We start from the raw sequence: 18,290 nt of genomic DNA on the forward strand, positions 1-18,290 counted from the left end.
TATGAGCGAAGCACTCGGACGCAACCTCCTGGCCATCCCGGAGACCCTCCTGGCCCCGGACGAGGACGTCAACGCGCGTCTCGAAGCCGGCGACGAAGCCGTGGACCTGGCGGCCAGGTTCCCCGCGTCATCACTGCCATGGGCGATGCTCGCCGACGAGGCCTACGACGACGGCCGCACCGTCGAGTCCTATGCCTACGCGCGGGTGGGCTACCACCGAGGACTCGACGCGCTGCGCCAGGCCGGTTGGCGTGGTCAGGGTCCCGTGCCGTACTCGCACGAACCCAACCGCGGCTTCCTGCGCTCGCTGTATGCCCTCCAGCGGGCCGCGGCAGCGATCGGCGAAGCCGAGGAAGTCGACCGGATCGGAACGTTCCTCAACGACTCCGACCCGACCGCGGCAGAGCGTATCTCCGCCGGTAAGTAACACCTGGTGGCGCTCGGCGCGCCCGCAGAGTAAAGCCGCGATGGGGAGTTCTCCCCATCGCGGCTTCATTCTGCCTGTCATAGGCTGATGGGCAGTGGAAATGACTACATGAACGGGGAGGCCGAGTCAGTGGCAGGAGATGGGTGGAAAGTCAGCGTCGTGACGGCGAACTCCATTGTGGACAAGGCCCAGGGAGAGGTGGACGACTTCGAAGGCCAGGAAACGAAGCTGAACACGGCATTCAACGAAGCGGCGACGGCCTGTGACCACTTGGAAATCGGGGAGGCACTCGATGGGCTCCTCGGAGAATTTCTAGGCAAGCTGCTGGAATCCGGCAAGAACGCGGGATATTCCATCTGCGGAAACACCAAGGCATCGATCGGGGCCTACGCCGATGCCCACTGGGAGATGGCTGCGGACGCGGAGGCCGAGATCTACTCGATCCCGGCTCCCCCGAAGACCAAGGCCAGTGCCTGATGAGCGTTGTCATTTCCCCGCTTCCTGACAGGCTTCCCGATACCGCTGCGATCGATTCCAAGGCCAAGGCCGTGCGCAAGGTCGGAACGGACTGCGGGGATATCCGTGACGATGTCCAAAGCCACTGGTCTGGTTTGGGAGCGGTCTTCGAATCCCCGCATCAAGACAAGGTCTACGCGGCGGTGACAACGGTGTTGTCCCCACCAATCGATGCCGTGGGCACCGTCACCGACGACACCGCCAAGGCGCTGGAGGACTTCTCGTCCAGGATCGCTGGTCTCAAAGCACGATATGACGCAGTCGTATCGCGTGCGGCGAGTCACAACGAGATGAGGGAAGAGGCCCGCCCTGACGATTATTTCGACACCACTGGTGATATTCAGCTGGAAGTCAATGCCGTTGCCGAGCTATATGACGATGCGGTCTCGACCTGCGCTTCCAAGATCGCCGAGCTCAACCCGCTATTCGGGGATGGCCTCAAGAATGCGAACAAGGCAGCCGGGTACGGAGGGGATGCTGTAACCGCGCTCACAGTGCTCGGCCTCACTGCTTCGTCCTTCGAGTACAGGGACGGAAAGCTGTTCTTCGTCTACAACTCAGACAGGAATGAGCATAAGAAGGGGTTCCAGCCGAAGCGGTACGGCATTACGGAGAAGAGGCTGCAGAAACTCGGAGTTCCGAAGTCTTACGCGGAGCGCATCGCCGACGGAGGCGGTAGGAAAAACCCGAGCTACGTCCCCAAGCATGCCCGTCTCGCCGGGAATCACTACATCCCGAAACATGCAGCCAACCCGATGGCCCTCGCCGTCGGCGGAGGGCCACTGGCTGCGAAGTACCCATGGAACGTGAAGCCCATCAGGGACGGGGCGCATGTGCGGGTGACCAAGCAATTGACTCGAGGCCCCGGACGCCATGAACGTAACCCCAACACGCGCACCGGGCCCGTCAAGCTGCCCAAGGCGCTGGAAAAGGTCAATAAGTTCACCCAGGGCCCCGGAGGGAAGCTACTTACCGTAGCCGGCGCCGGAATGACCTTTGTCGGGGCCTACGGCGAAGGCTATAACGATAGTGTGCTTCGCAACCCGGAGATGACCCACGCTGAGCATCAAAAGGAAGCTCGAAAAGATGCTGCGGTCGTCACTGCCGCAGAAGAAACCGGGGCAATCGTTGGTACTGCGGTCGGACGTGGCGTCGGGGCGGCAGTGGGCCAGGCGCTCATCCCCATTCCAGGGGTGGGTGCAGCCGTCGGAGGTTTCGTCGGTGGACTGGCCGGTGGCTGGGTCGGCGGCCAAGTAGGCAATGCCATAGGATCGACGATCAACGACCTCCGCCACGGTGACATTGGATCCATCGGCGAAGCAGCGAAGGAAACCGGGAAAAAGATCCTCAAATCACTCAACCCATTCGGCTAGCTTAGGGAGCGATACGGTTCACAGCATGGAAGATTTTCTACTTTCCGTTTTGATTTTCGGCCTTCCCGGGCTGGCATTGCTCACGGCCTGGGGGTTGGCTTGGAGCGGACGGTGGCGGACCTGGGCGGTTAAGCAGCCCGGTCCCTTCATCTTTACGCAGAGAAACTACGATCCGATGTATCTGGGCGTGGGCGGGGTGGCGGTGCTGTGCATCTGGCCGGCGGTCTTCGCCAGTTTGGCTCGTGCGGAGTACGCCGAAACCTTGTGGACGGTGCTCCTGGTGATTTTCGTCCCCATCGTGTTCGGGATGCGCTGGTGGTGGCCGGCCGCCGTGACGCCGCGTTGGCATAAGGAGTGGGTCGCTCGCGGCGGCACGGAAGAAACGCCTCTCTGGGGGCCGGGAGAGCAGGTGCCCGCGAGGGCAGCAAGAAAAGGATGGGCATGACGCAGGCACACACCACGGATCGGTATGAGGGATACCAAGGCATCCTGGCCTTCGAGCTCCCGGCCCCATGGACCGGCCAGCAGCTACGTCCCGAAGTAGAGCTCTTCGGCAGCATGCCGGCGGTGCAGGGCGAATTCACGCCCAACGTCGTCGTGACAGTGAACCCGTACTCGGGCACGGTGCAGGACTTCGGACGGCTGGCCGTCTCCGGGATCGTCGCCGATCTGACGGAGGGTCGGATCGTGGATGTCTCCGAATGGGACTTCCGCCCGGGGGCTTCCACCGAAGAGGCGCTGGGTCATTCCGGCCGGATCATCGAATACACGCATCGTGCACCGGTGGGGCGCACGGTCAGCGGTGTCGACTACCTCGTCATCCACCAGGGATGGGCCATCCAGATCAGCACCACCACAGCCCTGCAGACCCGGCACCTTTTCGCGGAGGAATTCGAGGCGATCGCCCGGTCGGTATCGGTGCTGCAGCCAGCAGCCGACACCGAAGAAAAACCGGCCGGGGAGGAATCATCGAGTGGATCCCCGGAAGCATCCGTGGATGAAGTCGCCAGTCGTGCCCGGGGTGAGGTGCTGGAAGACTATTCGTTCTACCAGGCAGCCGGGTCGTGGATCGGCGAAGGCACCTGGCTGACCGGTGCCGCCATCGCGCGCATGGGGGAGTTGGAGGACTCGGTGCTGGGACGCTTGGGCCTAGGAGCCAAGGATCCGGTACTGGCCGAATTGCAGGAACTCGGAGTCCTGGAAGGCGGCCGACTCAGCGAGATCGGCGACGTGATGGCCGCGATGCTGAACGGGGCGACGACCCGGATGCGGCTGACCGGCAGGTTCCTGGACGGGGAAACGATGCTGCAGGCCTTCGTCGTGGGGGATCTGGCCCTGGTGGCCGCCGAGCAGGGGTACGGCCCCCGGGTACTGAACCAGTCCTGGCACCCCGACGACGAGACGATGTTCAACGTCCAGCTCATCCCGTTGAGCGAACTGTCCTCCTGCGCGTCGCGCTGGGTCGGGGCAGGACCTGCATGGAATGTCCACGTCGAGCCCTTGTTGTTGCAGAACGGGCAGCTGGACGAACGTTTCGCCGGCGAAACGCCGCTGCCCAGCGGGGCGAACGAGGCCATGGAACAGGTCTGGAACCACCCGTGGTTCATCTGGGAAATCCAAGCGGAAGGCGATACGACATCCATCGATCCGATCACCTACGTCAATGTGGGTCCCCGAGGGAACTACCGCATCGGCCTGATCGAGCACCCGGAGACCGGAAGGGATCATCCGGGGTTGTGGGCGACGGACAGCTCCTACATCCTCTGGCAGTTGGAGGATGTGTTGCAGGCCGTGGTCTTCGGTCGCGACGTCCAACTGGGCTGATGCCTCCCCGGTGGCCACCCAACGCATAGACTCGGTGCGCACGCCGCAACGAAAAGGAACCCATTGGCCAAGCTTTATTTCCGCTACGGAGCCATGAACTCCGGCAAGTCCACGGGGTTGCTGCAGGTGGCCTTCAACTACGAGGAGCGTGGACAACGCGTTCTGTTGGCCAAGCCGGATGTCGACACCAAAGGCGATGACCAGATCGTCTCCCGGCTCGGCGTCAGCCGTACCGTCGACTTCCTCATCCCGCCCGGGGAATCCGCCGTCGACCTGTTCAACGCCCACGCCTCGGGAGACGATCCGGATGCCCTGCTGGAACACGTGGACCAGCAGCCGGTGGCCTGCCTGCTCATCGATGAGGCCCAGTTCCTCTCCGCCGATCAGGTCGACGACCTCTTCCGCATCGCCGTGCGGCAGAACGTCCCGGTCCTGGCCTTCGGCATCCGCACCGACTTCAAGACCCGGATGTTCCCCGGATCGCTGCGGCTCATGGAACTGGCGCACACCCTCGAAGAGCTCAAAACGATCTGCCGGTGCGGGCGCAAGGCCATCTTCAACACCCGAAGGATCGGTGACACGGTGGTCTTCGACGGCGACCAGGTCGCCATTGACGGGCAGGACGTCTGGTACGAATCGCTGTGCGGGTCCTGCTACCTCGAAGCCTCGGAAGGCCGGCTGGGGAACTGATCCGGCCCGCGCTCCGGACATCAGGGCGATGACCGCTTGCAGCGAAGTCTTCACTTCCGCCGCCACGCAGGGCATGCTGCAGTCATGGGCACCGCAGCGAAGGATGACGAGACCACCGCCTACCAGGCCAGCGAACACATCAGCCTGCCCGTCCAACGCGTCTGGGCCCTGCTGACCGACTTCACCGCGGCACCACTGTGGCTCACCGGGGTGACGGAGATGCATGCGGATGCCCCGCTGGGCCCCGGCGTGGAGCTGGAGGTCCGGATGGGGGACAACGTGCGGACCTACAGCCTGGCCGTTTTCACCCCGGAGCGGGAGCTGGTGATCTCCACCGGTGACGGTGATGTGCACACCATCTACGGTTATCAGCTGTCCCCGGACGCCGGTGGCACGCTGCTGACACTCACGGTGCAGGTGGTGATCAGCCCCCGCGTGCCGGGAGACGGTTGGGATATCCGCCGGGCCGTGGCGGATGCCGAATCAAGCCAGCTTCCTGCCTTCAAGGGGTATGCCGAACTCGCCCCCTGAGGTTCGTGGTCCCCGGGGCGGGATCGGCGGGGCTACTGGCCCGTGTTGTCCTTGAAGTTCTTCTCGTAGATCTCGTCCATCTGTGGAACCCAGTCGGATTCGGTCTCCGATAGGTGGGTGGCCATCTCGACGGCGAGATCCGGTTCGGTGAGGACCGTGGGATCCGTGAAGCGGTCCTCTTCGCCCTCCGCGGCATGGATGAGGACGGCGGAGGTCGTCGCCCCGTCCGCGGAGCAGTGCCAGGCGGCCTGCAGGTCAACGGCCGCGATGCTAGGACCTGGAATCTTGCTTTCCTTCACGCCGTGCTTATTGACCGTGGAGACGCCGTTCTCGTCCGTCTCGACGGTGTCGGCGCACTGGCCGTGCTTCAGATACCCGGACTCGTTCAGGGTCTTGAACTCCTCGTCGTTGGCGAGGTAATACCTGCGGATCTGGACCTCCGCGGCGGCCTGGAGCAGGTCCTCATCGTCGGGGTCGGTGGCGGTGAAGCCGCAACCGACATGCGTGTACAGACCACTCATGGATAGCCCGCCGATTTCCGGAATTGCAGTGGCCACGGCGTCGAGGGTCTTCTGGTCCAACAGACCATCCACGCAGGGAGCGGGGTCCACCGAGTTGCGCTTCGCCGCTTGCTTCGAAGCTGCCTTCCGGGCCTGGTCCTTCCAAGCCTCGTCGGCGGCTCCCTCGGTGATCATCCCGGTGTCCTGGCTCGCAGATTCCTGGGCTTGGGCACTTTCGGAGGTGCCACCGGGGCTCGAGGACGCGCTGGGATCCCCGGCGCCGTCGGCATTGCTGCAGGCCGTCAGGGACAGGAATCCCACGGCCGTGACGGCCATCAGCCGCGGAAGGACGGTGGTGCGTTTCCGTCCCGGTACTACTGCGGTGGGGCGGCTGGACTCCGATGTGCTGAACATGCTGTTCCTTTCGACTGCTGGGACCGAACCCGAAAAAACAAGTTGCTTCATCGAAACTACGGAATTCGGAACGACGGGCCAATGGGTCCTGCGCCTTCGTTATGCCTTCGACGCTTCGGGGCCACGCCGTCGAAGGGGAGGGCTACTGGCCCATGGCGTCCTTGAAGTTCTTCTCGTAGATCTCGTCCATTTGTGGAGCCCAGTCGGATTCGGTCTCGGATAGGTGGGTGGCCATCTCGAGGGCCAGCTCCGGTTCGGTGAGGACCGTGGGATCCGAGAAGCCGTCCTGTTCGTCGTCCGCGGCATGGATGAGGACGGCGGAGCTCGTCGCCCCGTCCTCGGAACACTGCCAGGCGGCCTGCAGCTCCACGGCGGCGGAGGCCCCGGGGATGTTGCTTTCCTTCACGCCGTGCTTATTGACGGTGGCGACACCGTTTTCGTCCGTTTCGACGTCGTCCGCGCACTGGCCGTGCTTGAGGAAACCGGACTCGTCCAGCGTCTTGTACTCCTCGTCGTTGCCGGGGTAGTACCTGCGGACCTGGACCATGGCCGACGCCTGGTGGGCGTCCGCGTCCAGATTGGTGGCGGTGAAAGTGCAGCCGGCGTGGGTGTAGAGGCCGCTGAGGTACATCCCCCCGACTTCCGGCAGGGCGGTGGCCACGGCATCCAGGGCCTTCTGGTCCAGCAGCTCGTCGACACAGCGGGTGGCGTCGATCTCGCTGCCTTCCGCGCCCGCCGAGCGGGCCTGTTCCTTCCAGGCTTCGTCGGCGGCTCCTTCGGTGATCACCCCCGGGTCCTGGATTGCTGAGGCCGGTGCCTCGGAACTGTCCGAAGCACCGCCGGGGCTCGACGAGGCGCTGGCCTCCCCGGCGCCGTTGGCATTGCTGCAGGCCGTCAGGGACAGGAGTCCGACGGCGGCAACGGCCAGCAAACGGGGGCCGGCCGAGGTGCGCGACGGGCCGGAAGCCACTGCGGCGCCGGAGCGGTGACGGCTGGTCTGCGAAATATTGAACTTGCTGTTCCCCTTCGGAAGTACTGAGACCGAACCCGGAAGACCGGGTTCCTCCATCGAAGGTACGGAACCGGCAGTGGGCCCACAATGCACCCGGCGGCTTCGTTATGCGTTCGACGCTTCGCGGACCGGGAGGGCTCCGTCGAGGATGACGCCCAAACCCCAGGCGAAGGCGTCGGCCCCCAATTGCGGGCCGCCGGGGATCGAGGGGTCGGTGGCCGCGAGGGCCGCGAGTTTGGCGTGTTCCTGACCGGCCGCGACGGAACCCAGGATGTGGTTGAGGATCAGATGCTGCGCCCAGGCCGAATGGGCCGGATCGATGCCGGAGGTCTCGAGCAGATCACGCAGCCCGGTCAGCGGGAGCAGGGCCGCCGGCTGCATGGATTGCGCCAGTTGCACCACTTCGGCGCTGTCGGGCACCGGCAGCAGGGCGGAGCGGATGGCCGTGGCCACCTCGATGATCGCCGCGCGGGACTCGGCCGGTCCGCCGGGGGAGGAGGTGGCGGCCAGGGGCGGGAGCGTGATTCCGCCCAGCAGGCGGGCTGCGACGTCGACGAGCAGGTCCTGTTTATTCTTCACGTGCCAGTACAAGGCGCCGACCTGGACCTCGAGCTCGCGGGCGAGGCGACGCATCGACAGATCGGCCAGACCGAACTCGGTGAGGATGCCGACGGCGGAGCCCACCACCTGATCCCGAGTCAACGCCATGCCCGTAGTCTACGGTGCCCGGGGAGTGGCTGAACGCCGTTCAATTTATTGTACGCTGGATCGACGACACCGCTGAACGGTGTTCAATCATGATTTATGAGGGAGACACAACGTGGCAATGCCAGCAGGAACACCAGAGGCCAGGGTCGCGGAGTCGACCGATGAGCAGACCGTAGCCAATACAACTCCGAGCAGTTGGCGTGGGGTCGTCGAGAAGGTGGCCGCCGGTCACGGACTCGACGCCGAGGGTGCAGCGGCCATCCTGGCCACCCCCGATGAGGAGACCCTCGCCCTCGTCGGCGCCGCAGGGGAGCTGCGACGTCGTCATTTTTCGAACACGGTGAAGGTCAACTACCTGGTGAACCTGAAATCGGGTCTCTGCCCCGAAGACTGCACCTACTGTTCCCAACGGCTGGGTTCGGCCGCCCAGATCCTGAAGTACACCTGGATCGACGCCGATGAAGCGGTCAGGCAGGCCGAGCTGGGCATCCAAGGCGGCGCCAGCCGCGTCTGCATGGTGGCCAGTGGCAAGGGGCCGGCCAACCGCGACGTCGACCGGGTCGCAGGGATGGTCGGCCAGCTCCGGGAACGCAACCCCGAGGTGGAGGTTTGCGCCTGCCTGGGGATCCTGAAATCCGGTCAGGCCGAAAAACTGCGCGAGGCCGGGGTCGACGCCTACAACCACAACCTGAACACCGCCGAATCCAAATACGAGGACATCTGCACCACCCACGAGTTCTCCGACCGGGTCGCCACGGTCCAGGCCGCCAAGACGGCGGGTTTGTCCCCCTGCTCGGGACTCATCGTCGGGATGGGCGAAACCGACGAGCAGCTCGTCGAGGCCGTCTTCGCCTTGCGGGATCTGGACGCCGACTCCATCCCGGTGAACTTCCTCATGCCCTTCGACGGCACGCCATTGGAAGGGACGTGGGAACTGACCCCGCTCAAATGCCTGCGCATCCTGGCCCTGGTCCGACTCGCGGCCCCGGCCTCCGAAGTCCGGATGGCCGCGGGACGCGAAATGCATCTGCGCTCCCTGCAGCCGTTCGCGCTGCAGGTCGCCAACTCGCTCTTCCTGGGCGACTACCTCACCAGTGAAGGCCAGGAGGCCGAGGCGGATCTGGCCATGATCTCCGATGCGGGCTTCGAGGTCCTGGGCGCCAGTAGGGAAAACGTCGGGGCGAACCCAACCATCCGCCGTCGTGGTGCCGGGACGGAAGTGGCCCCCAACGCATGAGTGCGCCCCACACCAGCACTGCCACACCCAGGTTGCTCGACCGGGACGCGGGCCTGCTCTGGCACCCCTATGCGAGCCTGGACGCCGGGGCGCTGTACTCCGTCACCTCCGCCGCCGGCAGCCAGCTGGAACTCGCCGGCCCCGGCGGCAGCCACCGGGTCATCGACGGGATGTCCTCCTGGTGGTCGGCGGTCCACGGCTATAACCATCCGACCCTGAACGCCGCGGCCCACGCCCAGATCGAGGTCTACAGCCATGTCATGTTCGGTGGGCTCACCCATGCCCCGGCGGTGGAGTTGGCCGAACGCCTGCGGGCTGCCGCCCCACCCGGGCTCGAGCACGTCTTCCTGGCCGATTCCGGATCGGTCAGCATCGAGGTGGCGTTGAAGACCGCCGTGCAATACCAGGGGGCCCGGCACCACACCGGCCGCCACCGGTTCCTGGCCCTGCGGGGCGGCTACCACGGTGACACCCTCGGGGCGATGGGTGTCTGCGATCCGGTGGACGGGATGCATTCGGCCTTCCCCGGTCTGGTGGCGGATCACCTCTTCGCCTCCCGTCCACCTCCGGCCCGTTTCGAGCCCGACGCGGGGACCCCGGAGGGCGGGACCTGGACCTATGACACCGAAGCACTCGATGCCTGGGAGGGCCAGGTCCGGCGGCTGGTGGCCGAGTCCTCCGACACCCTGGCGGGGATCGTGGTGGAACCGGTGCTCCAGGGGGCCGGGGGCATGTATGTCTACCCGCCGCAGGTCCTGCGGATCCTGCGGGAGATCGCCGACGCGGAGGATCTGGTGTTCATCCTCGACGAGATCGCCACCGGCTTCGGGCGCACCGGAAGGTACTTCGCCTGCGAATGGGCCGGCGTCGTCCCGGATCTGATGTGCGTGGGCAAGGCCTTGACCGGCGGCTACGTGACCCTGGCGGCACTGCTGGTCGGGCAGAAGGTGGCCCGCGCCATCGCCGCCTCCGATACCGACGCGATCCTGCATGGACCGACCTTCATGGGCAACCCGCTGGCCTGCCGCATCGCCGCCGCCTCGATGGACCTGCTCGCCACCCCGGACGCCGCCGGGGTGCCCGCCTGGAAGACCGCGGTCACTGCCCTGCAAGCCGGCCTGCTCACCGGACTGCAACCGGCGATGGAACTTGCTTGCGTCAGCGACGTCAGGGTGCTGGGAGGCATCGGCGTCATCGCACTGGATCGGCCCGTCGACATCACCGCGCTCACCCATGCCGCCGTCCGGGCCGGCGCCTGGGTCCGCCCCTTCAGGAACCTCGTCTACCTCATGCCGCCCTACGTAGCCGAGGCGGAGGAGATCTCCCGGCTCTGCTCAGCGGTGACCGGGGCGATCGCCGAGGTCCACGCATGAGCGCCTGGCAGCACTGGCTCCTAGAACGTGCCCGGGTCCGAGAGGTGCGTGGACTGGCCCGCGCCACCGACGAAGCCACCGGACTCTACGATCTGGCCTCCAACGACTACCTGGGCCTGGCCCGCGACCCCCGGTTGGCCGAGGCGGCGCACCGGGCGACCCTGCGCCACGGGACCGGTTCCTCCGCCAGCCGGGTGGTCACCGGGACACATCCGGTGCATCGGGAACTCGAAGACGGGCTCTGCCGGCTGACCGGCAGGGACGAGGCACTGGTCTTCTCCAGCGGCTACCTGGCCAATCTGGGGATCCTCGGCGCGCTCGGCGGGCCTGGAACACTGCTGGTGCTCGATGAGCAGGCCCATGCCAGTCTCATCGACGGGGCCCGGCTGGCCCGCAGCCCGCTGGCCTGGACCTCCCATCATTCCGTGAAGGAAACCATCGACCTACTGGCCAGCCGCAGCCAACCGCGGGCCGTGGTCGTCGTGGAATCCGTATATTCGGTCTCCGGGGACGCCGCCCCGCTGGCCGAACTCGCTGCCGCCTGCCGCCGGTACGACGCCCTGCTGCTGGTCGACGAGGCCCATTCACTCGGGGTGGGCACCGCCGGTGGGGCGGTGCGGGCCGCTTCGCTGGCCGCGGACCCCTCGGTGGTGGTCACCGCGACGCTGTCCAAGGCGCTCGGCGCCCAAGGTGGGGCCGTGCTGTTCGGCGGGGAACCGGCAGGAATGCTGCGCACCCACCTGGCCAGTACCGCCAGGAGCTTCATCTTCGATACCGCCCTGGCGCCCGGCAGCGCGGCGGCGGCCGGCGAAGCCGTGCGGATCCTGGAGGAAGACCCCGCTCTGGCCGGGCTGGTGCCGGAGCGCGTGGCGCTGATGACCGGCACGCTGGGCCGGTTGTTCCCTGCCGGTTCGAGTCCGGGGCAGAGGAACCAGGTCGAGGTCGAGGTCATCGAATCCGGGGCCGGGGCCGTGGTCTCCCTCCGGGTGGGATCGGCCGAAACGGCCACCATGATCGCCGCTGAACTGCGTGGGGCCGGGATCGCCGTCGGATGCTTCAGACCGCCCAGCGTCCCGGACGGCATCTCCCGCATCCGGTTGACGGCCCGGGCCACCCAGCACCCCGAGGAGCTGGTGGAGGTTTTGGCCACGGTGGCCAGAACGGTGTCACGCCATGCCCGGGTGACGGCATGAAAGCCGCCGACTACTTCACCGTCAGCGACCCGCAGCAGGTACGCGAGGTCCTTCAGCGCACCACGGAATTCCTCCCTACCAACGCCCTGACCGCCGTCGAACCCTTGGGCCCGGAGGCGCTGCGTGTCCTGGCCCGGGTCGGCTTCGCCCTGCCGCCGGTACTGGCCTCGGCCGTGGGGGAGGAACACCTGCGCGTCAGGAGACTGGTCGCCCGCTTCTTCAGCCCGGCCAAGGTCGCAGCCGTCGCCGACCGGGTCAGCTCGCTGGCCCGCGAACAGGCAGCAGGAGCCCGGCCCGCACTGGAACAGGGATCCACGCTGGACCTGGGCGAACGCGTGGGCGGGATCCCCGCGCAGATCATGTGGGAACTGATCGGGGTGCCCGGACCGGAGCAGGAGACCTTGCAACGGTGGAGCCGTGACTCGCTGGAACTGTTCTGGGGGTGGCCCGGGCCGGACCGCCAGGTCGAACTCGCCCACGGGGCCGCCGACTTCCATGCCTGGCTCAGGGAATCGGTCACCGCCAGCAGGGGCAGTACGAACCTGTTCGGGGTCCTGCACGAGGCAGGGCTGGGAGTACGGCAGATCTGTTCGCTGGGCTACTTCCTGGTCATCGCCGGACAGGAGACGACGGCGTTGCTGATCAACACCGTCCTCCACCGCACCCTGGCCGATCCCGTGGCCTGGGCCGAATGCGGCGGACCCGACGGGCTGACGGCCAGCAAGCGGCGGGTCCGTCAGGTGCTGGCCACCGAGTCCTCGGTCCCCACCTGGCGACGTACAACGGTGCCGGGGGCCACGCTGTCCGGCCGCCAACTGCCCGCAGGGGCCGAAATCCTGTTGGAACTGACCGGTCACCACGCCCCGGACGCGGTGGCCGAGGACGGGGCCGGCTATGGGCTGGCCTTCGGCCACGGATTGCACCGCTGCCTGGGCGCCCGCCTGACGGAACTCGAAGCAGGACTGGTGCTCCACGAGGTGGCCCGCACCCTACCGGACGCGGTGCCTTCCGGCCCGGAACCCGAGTGGCTGCGGCTGCTCTCCTTTCAGGCGCCTCGGGCGGTCCGGGCGCAGATCGATGGAGGAACATGAAGATCGTGATGGTCACCGGAACCGATACCGGTGTGGGCAAGACGGTGGCCACTGCGGCGCTGGCCGCCCGCTGGCAGCACGAAGGGCTGCGCGTCGGTGTGTATAAGGCGGTGCAGACCGGCATCCCCGCCACGGGAAGCGGACCGGAACCGGCGGATGTCTCCGAGGTGAACCGGCTGGCCGGGGAGGACGTCGTCGTGAAGGAAGGGATCCGGCTGCCGCTGCCCCTGGCTCCGGTGCCCGCGGCCCGGGACGCCGGGGTCGCGCTGCCACCGCTGAGCGAACATGTGGCCACCATCCGGGCCCTGGCCTCGAACGTGGACCTCGTCCTGGTCGAGGGCTCCGGGGGTCTGTTGGTCGAACTCACCGCCGCCGGACAGACCCTGGCCGAACTGTGCACCGCCGTGGACGGAGGCCTGGTGCTGGTGGCCCGCCCCGACCTGGGCACCCTGAACCACACCCTGCTCACCCTCGAAGCCGCCCGGGCCCGCGGCCTGCAACTGACTGGGCTGTTGTTGGGAAGCTGGCCCGAAGACCCCGAAATCCTCCATGCCACCAACGAGGAGTATCTGCGCCACCGGTGCGCCACCACCTCGACCCCCTGGCTCGGGCGCATCCCCGAGCAGGCCGGGTCGTGGTCGGGGGCACGGTTCCGTGCGGGAGCGCTGCGCTGGCTCTCCCCGGTGGCCGCCGACGCTTCATGACTGGTCCAATGCGTGGAAAAAGTCGCATGTTGGCGGGCACTTGGGTAACCTTGATGCGTAAGAGCCCCTTTCACTCTTACGCTCCAGCCCGGTTTCGGGGCGGGGTACGGAGGTCAGGGGCGTTCTTGTGTCCGGCACCGCCGGAACCCGGCGCAAGCCGGCCGCTGACCCACGCAAGGGGGAGGATCCCATGCCAGCAATCGTGATCGTCGGAGCCCAATGGGGTGACGAGGGAAAAGGCAAGGCCACTGACCTGCTCGGAGGCCGTGTCGACTACGTGGTCAAGCCCAACGGCGGCAACAACGCCGGGCACACCGTCGTCGTCGGTGGCGAGAAGTACGAGCTGAAGCTCCTTCCCGCGGGCATCCTGTCCCAGAACGCGACCCCCATCATCGGCAACGGCTGCGTGGTGAACCTCGAAGCGCTGTTCGAGGAGATCGACGGCCTCGAAGCCCGCGGCGCCGACACCTCGAAGCTGCGCATCTCGGCCAACGCCCACCTGGTGGCCCCCTACCACCAGACCATGGACAAGGTCACCGAACGCTTCCTGGGCAAGCGGGCCATCGGCACCACCGGCCGGGGCATCGGCCCGGCCTACATGGACAAGGTCGGCCGGCTGGGCATCCGCGTCCAGGACGTCTTCGACGAATCCATCCTGCGCCAAAAGGTCGAGGGGGCGCTGCGGCAGAAGAACGAACTGCTCGTGAAGGTCTACAACCGCCGCTCCGCGGAGGTCGACGAGATCGTCGAGTACTTCCTGGGCTTCGTGGAGCGGCTGCGCCCGCTGGTCGTGGATTCCACCTTCGTGCTCAACGAGGCGCTCGACGCCGGCAAGGTGGTGCTCATGGAAGGCGGGCAGGCCACGTTCCTGGACGTGGACCACGGCACCTACCCGTTCGTGACCTCCTCGAACCCGACGGCCGGCGGCGCCTCCGTCGGCTCGGGCATCGGGCCGACCCGGATCACCCGCTCGGTCGGGATCATCAAGGCCTACACCACCCGTGTCGGGGCCGGCCCGTTCCCCACCGAGCTCTTCGACGAGATGGGCGAGTACCTGCAAAAGACTGGCGGTGAGTTCGGTGTGAACACCGGACGGGCCCGCCGTTGCGGCTGGTACGACGCCGTTCTGGCCCGCCACGCCTCGCGGGTCAATGGCTTCACCGACTACTTCGTGACCAAACTCGACGTGCTCTCGAACATCGAGAGGATCCCGGTGTGCGTGGCCTACGACGTCGACGGCGTCCGCCACGATGAGATGCCGATGACGCAGACCGACTTCCACCACGCGAAGCCGATCTTCGAATACTTCGACGGCTGGACCGAGGACATCACCAAGGCCAGGACCATGGAGGATCTGCCGGAGAACGCGCGGAACTACATCCTGTCGCTGGAGAAGATCTCGGGAACCCGGATCTCGGCCATCGGGGTCGGCCCGGACCGCGAGCAGACGATCGTGCGTCACGACCTGATCGACGACTCGCTCTAGGCCTCGCGGCGGTGCGCCCTGACCCGATGCCGCACGGCCACGAACCCGTCGGGGCGCACCACCACCACGGTCCCGTCGGGTAGCCCACGCCGCGGCGATGCCCCGAAGAGGTGCAACTCGACGCCATGCTGTTGGGCCGTGATGGCTCCCCGGCCTGCGGCCCGCGCCCCGTAGGCGTGGACCTGCCACCGGGCCGAGGCCAGCGGGGCGTGGTTGTCCTCGCCCGGGTTCGTCGCCCCGATCCAGGGCAGCCGGCGGCCCACCACCGGATCCCGGCGCCGGATCCTCGCCACACCGTGGCGCGCCTCGGCCCGGGTCCGCTCCTGCTCGGTCATCCAATAGTGGATGCGCAGCTGGGAGACGTAGCCGAAGATCCGGGTGCCGAGCGGGCCCCGGGGGGCCACACGCACCAGGACCGGCCACAGCAACGGCATCACCCGGCTGCGGATGAACCGTGCCCGGGCCGTGGAGGAAGTGACCCGTGAGAAGAGTCGGTCGGTGGTGGCGACCAGCCTGCGGGCGACCGGACGGCGTTCGGCCTCGTAGCGTTCAAGATAGGACTCGGGCATGCGACCGGAGAGGACATCGGCGAGCTTGCACGCAAGATTATGGGCATCCTGCAGTCCGGTGTTCATGCCCTGGGCCCCGACGGGGGAGTGCACATGACCGGCATCCCCGGCCAGGAAGACCCGCCCGGCACGGAAGGCATCGGCCACCCGGTGGTGGACCCGGTAGGTGGCGAACCAGCCCGCCTGGGAATAGCTCACCCCGAAGTCCTGCTCCAGCGCGCCCCGGGCGCGCTGCTCATCGACGCCGACCTGATCGCCACTGGCAGCGTGGGCTGTGCTGCTCCGGGCCCCGGCGGCCTCACGCAGGATGCCCAGCAGCCTGACCCTGCGGGCGTCCGGGGAGGGGTCGGACATCGGGAAGGTCAGCAGGAAGTCATCGCCGGCGAGCCGGACGTTGATGCCCGATCCGGTGCCGTGGACGTCGTGGGCGTCGATGACGTAGAAGACCTTTTCGTTGGTTTCGCCCTCGAAGCCGATCCCCAACTGCCCGCGGGTCGGGGAGGAGGCGCCGTCGGCGGCCACCACGTACCTGGCACGGATCGTCTGCCGGGGCCCATCGGCGGACTCGACGTCCAGGTCGACCCCGTCGCCGTCCTGTCGGAGACCGAGCAGCTTCGTGTTCCAGGCCACCGCCCGCCCGCGGGATGCGAGCCGGGAGGCCAGGATCTCTTCGTTGGCGTGCTGTTCCAGGATGGTGATCCCCGGGTAGGGGGTCAGCCCTTGGCCGATCCGATCCAGCGGCACCGGATGCCACGAGCTGCGACCGACTCCCGGGCGCATCTCGTTGGCCGGGACCGCTTGGGCCAGGACCTGGTCCACCACGCCGAGCTGTGCGTAGATCTCCATGGTCCGGGCCTGGACGCCCAAGGCCCGTGATTCACGGGTGGGCCCCGCCTTGCCGTCGATGATGACCGCCTCGACCCCGAGTCGTTCCAGCCAGTTCGCCGCCATCAGTCCGGTGGGCCCGGCGCCGACGACGCAGACGTCCACGGTGCGCTGGTCGGTTTCCATGCGCTCAGGTTACTCCTGGCTGAGCCCCGCGTCGGCGCCCGTGGCGCCCTTGCCGGTCAACCGGGCCGCGGAGGCGACCCGGAACGAGGCGATCAGCCCGAGAATGAGGAATGCTGCAGCGCCGAAGAGCGACCACTGCACGCCCGTGGCGAACCCTGCGGTCAGGGCATCATGCAACGGGTTGGCGGGATTCACGCTGGAGATCAGGCCGCCTGCGGAGTCACTGAGCCCCGAGGCCATTTTGGTGGCGGTGGCCTCGTCGGCGCCGGCATCGCGTAGCAGGCCCATGGCGCTGGCCGCCGTGGCGACGGCCAGGATGGTTCCGGCGATGGCCGAGCCGAGCCCGGAGCCGATCTGGCGCACGGTGGACTGGGTGGCCGAGGCCTCGCCCGAGGCTTCGGTGGGGATGTCCCGCAGGACGGTCCCGGTCAGCTGTGCCGAGGCCAGGCCCAGCCCCAGACCGTAGACGACCAGCACAGGAACCAACAGGGCGATGGGCAGGCTGTTGCTGGTGAAGATCGCCAGCACCAGTACCCCGACGACCTCCAGCGCCAGACCGAGGATCACCACCCGGGCCGCGCCCATCAGATCGGCCAGATGCCGTGCCGCTGCCCCCGAGCCGAAGGCACCCAACGCCATGGCTGCCAGGATCAGCCCGGCTCCGAGGGTGCCGGTCTCCAGCACGTTCACCAGGAAGAGGGGCAAGACCAGCAGCAGGCCGAATTCGCCGACGGCGACCGCAGCTGCGGCGGTGTTTCCCCAGGAGAAGGTGCTGATCCTGAAGAGCGTCAAATCCAGCAGGGCGGCCTTGCCCACGGTGGCGCGGTGCCCCTGCCAGCCCAGGAACGCCGCGAGGAGCACGACGCCGGTGACCGCCAGCGGGATGACCGGAGAACTGCCTGCGGGCCAGGATACGGGGCCGATGGTCAAGGGCTGCTGGGGGGTCCACCAACCCAGTGTGGGGCCCTCGATCAGCGCGAAGACCAACAGGCCGAACGCGGAGGCGCTGAGCAGTAGCCCGACGACGTCGAATCCCGGAGACGCATGCGTGTCACTGGTTTCGGGAACGAAAAGCACGGTGCCCACGAGGATCAGGAGACCGAAGGGCAGATTGACCAGGAAGATCCACCGCCAGTCGACGCTGGAGGAGAGCCAGCCGCCCAGCAGCGGGCCGACGGCTGCCATCCCGGACATCACGGCGCCCCAGACACCGAAGGCGGCAGCACGGTCGCGCCCCTGGAAGTTGGCGTTGACGCTGGCCAGGGTGGACGGCAGGACGGCGGCACCGCCGACGCCCTGGATGGCCCGGCCCAGGATGAGGGAGGAAGAGGAGTCGGCCATCGCGGAGAACAGGCTGCCGGCCATGAACAGCACGACGCCGGCGACGAAGAGTTTGCGTCGTCCGACCCGGTCGCCCAATCGGCCGGCACTGAGCAGCAGGGCGGCCAGCACCACCGAGTAGAGGCTGTTGACCCACTGGGCGTCGCCGAGGTCGAGTCCCAGGTCGGTGATGATCGTCGGCAGGGAGACGCCGACGATGGTGCCGTCGAGCACGATCATGGATAGGCCGGCGGCCAGAACGGCCAGGGCGGCCCACTTATTGGGTTGAGGCTTCTTCACGTCCTCAACGT

18 protein-coding genes are annotated in these 18,290 nt (G+C 67.2%); 13 read left to right on the forward strand and 5 right to left on the reverse strand.

The window, feature by feature from the left end; genetic code table 11:
* Position 1: 1 nt before the first annotated feature.
* The 7 genes from AC3ZI9_RS00755 (at position 2) to AC3ZI9_RS00785 (ending at position 5,361) form a co-directional block, all read left to right on the forward strand.
* Positions 2–427 (forward strand): DUF3151 domain-containing protein, encoded by a 426-nt coding sequence (locus AC3ZI9_RS00755; protein ID WP_443381933.1) that lies wholly within the window; start codon positions 2–4, stop codon positions 425–427.
* A gap of 108 nt (positions 428–535) precedes the next feature.
* Positions 536–904 (forward strand): DUF6507 family protein, encoded by a 369-nt coding sequence (locus tag AC3ZI9_RS00760; RefSeq protein ID WP_489923734.1) that lies wholly within the window; start codon positions 536–538, stop codon positions 902–904.
* The gene (locus AC3ZI9_RS00765) at positions 904–2,316 is read left to right on the forward strand and encodes a hypothetical protein (protein ID WP_443381937.1); all 1,413 of its coding nucleotides are present in this window, start codon (positions 904–906) and stop codon (positions 2,314–2,316) included. The genes AC3ZI9_RS00760 and AC3ZI9_RS00765 overlap by 1 nt, the downstream gene beginning before the upstream one ends.
* A 25-nt stretch (positions 2,317–2,341) precedes the next feature.
* Complete coding sequence (locus tag AC3ZI9_RS00770) at positions 2,342–2,761, forward strand: hypothetical protein (RefSeq protein WP_443381939.1); 420 nt, start codon at positions 2,342–2,344, stop codon at positions 2,759–2,761.
* A complete protein-coding gene (locus AC3ZI9_RS00775; RefSeq protein ID WP_443381941.1) occupies positions 2,758–4,140 on the forward strand; it encodes a hypothetical protein in 1,383 nt (460 codons plus the stop codon). The genes AC3ZI9_RS00770 and AC3ZI9_RS00775 overlap by 4 nt, the downstream gene beginning before the upstream one ends.
* A gap of 63 nt (positions 4,141–4,203) precedes the next feature.
* Positions 4,204–4,830 (forward strand): thymidine kinase, encoded by a 627-nt coding sequence (locus AC3ZI9_RS00780; protein WP_443381943.1) that lies wholly within the window; start codon positions 4,204–4,206, stop codon positions 4,828–4,830.
* Positions 4,831–4,914: 84 nt separating this feature from the next.
* The gene (locus AC3ZI9_RS00785) at positions 4,915–5,361 is read left to right on the forward strand and encodes an SRPBCC family protein (RefSeq protein ID WP_443381945.1); all 447 of its coding nucleotides are present in this window, start codon (positions 4,915–4,917) and stop codon (positions 5,359–5,361) included.
* A gap of 32 nt (positions 5,362–5,393) precedes the next feature.
* Here the strand turns inward: AC3ZI9_RS00785 and AC3ZI9_RS00790 are convergent, their stop codons facing one another.
* From AC3ZI9_RS00790 to AC3ZI9_RS00800, 3 genes are all read right to left on the reverse strand, one after another.
* Positions 5,394–6,275, reverse strand: a complete 882-nt coding sequence (locus tag AC3ZI9_RS00790; protein ID WP_444561717.1) for a hypothetical protein — start codon at positions 6,273–6,275, stop codon at positions 5,394–5,396.
* 142 nt (positions 6,276–6,417) lie between these two features.
* Positions 6,418–7,245, reverse strand: coding sequence for a hypothetical protein (locus tag AC3ZI9_RS00795; protein WP_444561718.1), 828 nt, complete (start codon positions 7,243–7,245; stop codon positions 6,418–6,420).
* Positions 7,246–7,392: 147 nt separating this feature from the next.
* Complete coding sequence (locus AC3ZI9_RS00800) at positions 7,393–7,995, reverse strand: TetR family transcriptional regulator (RefSeq protein ID WP_443381951.1); 603 nt, start codon at positions 7,993–7,995, stop codon at positions 7,393–7,395.
* Positions 7,996–8,113: 118 nt separating this feature from the next.
* Between AC3ZI9_RS00800 and bioB the strand changes: the two genes are divergently transcribed.
* The 6 genes from bioB (at position 8,114) to AC3ZI9_RS00830 (ending at position 15,079) form a co-directional block, all read left to right on the forward strand.
* Positions 8,114–9,232 carry a biotin synthase BioB gene (gene bioB / locus AC3ZI9_RS00805; RefSeq protein WP_443382116.1) on the forward strand — a complete coding sequence of 373 codons (1,119 nt, stop codon included), beginning with the start codon at positions 8,114–8,116 and terminating at the stop codon, positions 9,230–9,232.
* A complete protein-coding gene (bioA, locus tag AC3ZI9_RS00810) occupies positions 9,229–10,605 on the forward strand; it encodes an adenosylmethionine--8-amino-7-oxononanoate transaminase (protein WP_443381953.1) in 1,377 nt (458 codons plus the stop codon). The genes bioB and bioA overlap by 4 nt, the downstream gene beginning before the upstream one ends.
* A complete protein-coding gene (locus AC3ZI9_RS00815) occupies positions 10,602–11,798 on the forward strand; it encodes an aminotransferase class I/II-fold pyridoxal phosphate-dependent enzyme (protein WP_443381955.1) in 1,197 nt (398 codons plus the stop codon). The genes bioA and AC3ZI9_RS00815 overlap by 4 nt, the downstream gene beginning before the upstream one ends.
* Positions 11,795–12,889, forward strand: coding sequence for a cytochrome P450 family protein (locus AC3ZI9_RS00820; RefSeq protein ID WP_443381957.1), 1,095 nt, complete (start codon positions 11,795–11,797; stop codon positions 12,887–12,889). Before AC3ZI9_RS00815 ends, AC3ZI9_RS00820 begins: the two co-directional genes overlap by 4 nt.
* On the forward strand, positions 12,886–13,593 hold the full coding sequence (gene bioD, locus AC3ZI9_RS00825) for a dethiobiotin synthase (protein ID WP_489923735.1): 708 nt from the start codon (positions 12,886–12,888) through the stop codon (positions 13,591–13,593). Before AC3ZI9_RS00820 ends, bioD begins: the two co-directional genes overlap by 4 nt.
* Positions 13,594–13,783: 190 nt before the next feature.
* Positions 13,784–15,079, forward strand: a complete 1,296-nt coding sequence (locus AC3ZI9_RS00830) for an adenylosuccinate synthase (RefSeq protein WP_443381961.1) — start codon at positions 13,784–13,786, stop codon at positions 15,077–15,079.
* Here AC3ZI9_RS00830 and AC3ZI9_RS00835 read toward each other — a convergent pair.
* Positions 15,076–16,659, reverse strand: a complete 1,584-nt coding sequence (locus AC3ZI9_RS00835) for an FAD-dependent monooxygenase (RefSeq protein ID WP_443381963.1) — start codon at positions 16,657–16,659, stop codon at positions 15,076–15,078. The genes AC3ZI9_RS00830 and AC3ZI9_RS00835 overlap by 4 nt on opposite strands.
* 9 nt (positions 16,660–16,668) lie before the next feature.
* Entirely contained in the window at positions 16,669–18,279 is a 1,611-nt protein-coding gene (locus AC3ZI9_RS00840; RefSeq protein ID WP_443381965.1) for a DHA2 family efflux MFS transporter permease subunit, read from the reverse strand.
* Positions 18,280–18,290 lie beyond the last annotated feature (11 nt).

The organism is Arthrobacter sp. AOP36-F1-5 (assembly GCF_058137995.1).

Excerpts from the sequence above, each read along its gene's own strand:
- AC3ZI9_RS00755 (WP_443381933.1), top strand. The coding sequence starts at position 2 with ATGAGCGAAGCACTCGGACGCAACCTCCTGGCCATCCCGGAGACCCTC.
- AC3ZI9_RS00760 (WP_489923734.1), top strand. The coding sequence starts at position 536 with ATGAACGGGGAGGCCGAGTCAGTGGCAGGAGATGGGTGGAAAGTCAGC.
- AC3ZI9_RS00765 (WP_443381937.1), top strand. The coding sequence starts at position 904 with ATGAGCGTTGTCATTTCCCCGCTTCCTGACAGGCTTCCCGATACCGCT.
- AC3ZI9_RS00770 (WP_443381939.1), top strand. The coding sequence starts at position 2,342 with ATGGAAGATTTTCTACTTTCCGTTTTGATTTTCGGCCTTCCCGGGCTG.
- AC3ZI9_RS00775 (WP_443381941.1), top strand. The coding sequence starts at position 2,758 with ATGACGCAGGCACACACCACGGATCGGTATGAGGGATACCAAGGCATC.
- AC3ZI9_RS00785 (WP_443381945.1), top strand. The coding sequence starts at position 4,915 with ATGGGCACCGCAGCGAAGGATGACGAGACCACCGCCTACCAGGCCAGC.
- AC3ZI9_RS00790 (WP_444561717.1), bottom strand. The coding sequence starts at position 6,275 with ATGTTCAGCACATCGGAGTCCAGCCGCCCCACCGCAGTAGTACCGGGA.
- AC3ZI9_RS00800 (WP_443381951.1), bottom strand. The coding sequence starts at position 7,995 with ATGGCGTTGACTCGGGATCAGGTGGTGGGCTCCGCCGTCGGCATCCTC.
- bioB (WP_443382116.1), top strand. The coding sequence starts at position 8,114 with ATGCCAGCAGGAACACCAGAGGCCAGGGTCGCGGAGTCGACCGATGAG.
- bioA (WP_443381953.1), top strand. The coding sequence starts at position 9,229 with ATGAGTGCGCCCCACACCAGCACTGCCACACCCAGGTTGCTCGACCGG.
- AC3ZI9_RS00815 (WP_443381955.1), top strand. The coding sequence starts at position 10,602 with ATGAGCGCCTGGCAGCACTGGCTCCTAGAACGTGCCCGGGTCCGAGAG.
- AC3ZI9_RS00820 (WP_443381957.1), top strand. The coding sequence starts at position 11,795 with ATGAAAGCCGCCGACTACTTCACCGTCAGCGACCCGCAGCAGGTACGC.
- bioD (WP_489923735.1), top strand. The coding sequence starts at position 12,886 with ATGAAGATCGTGATGGTCACCGGAACCGATACCGGTGTGGGCAAGACG.
- AC3ZI9_RS00830 (WP_443381961.1), top strand. The coding sequence starts at position 13,784 with ATGCCAGCAATCGTGATCGTCGGAGCCCAATGGGGTGACGAGGGAAAA.
- AC3ZI9_RS00835 (WP_443381963.1), bottom strand. The coding sequence starts at position 16,659 with ATGGAAACCGACCAGCGCACCGTGGACGTCTGCGTCGTCGGCGCCGGG.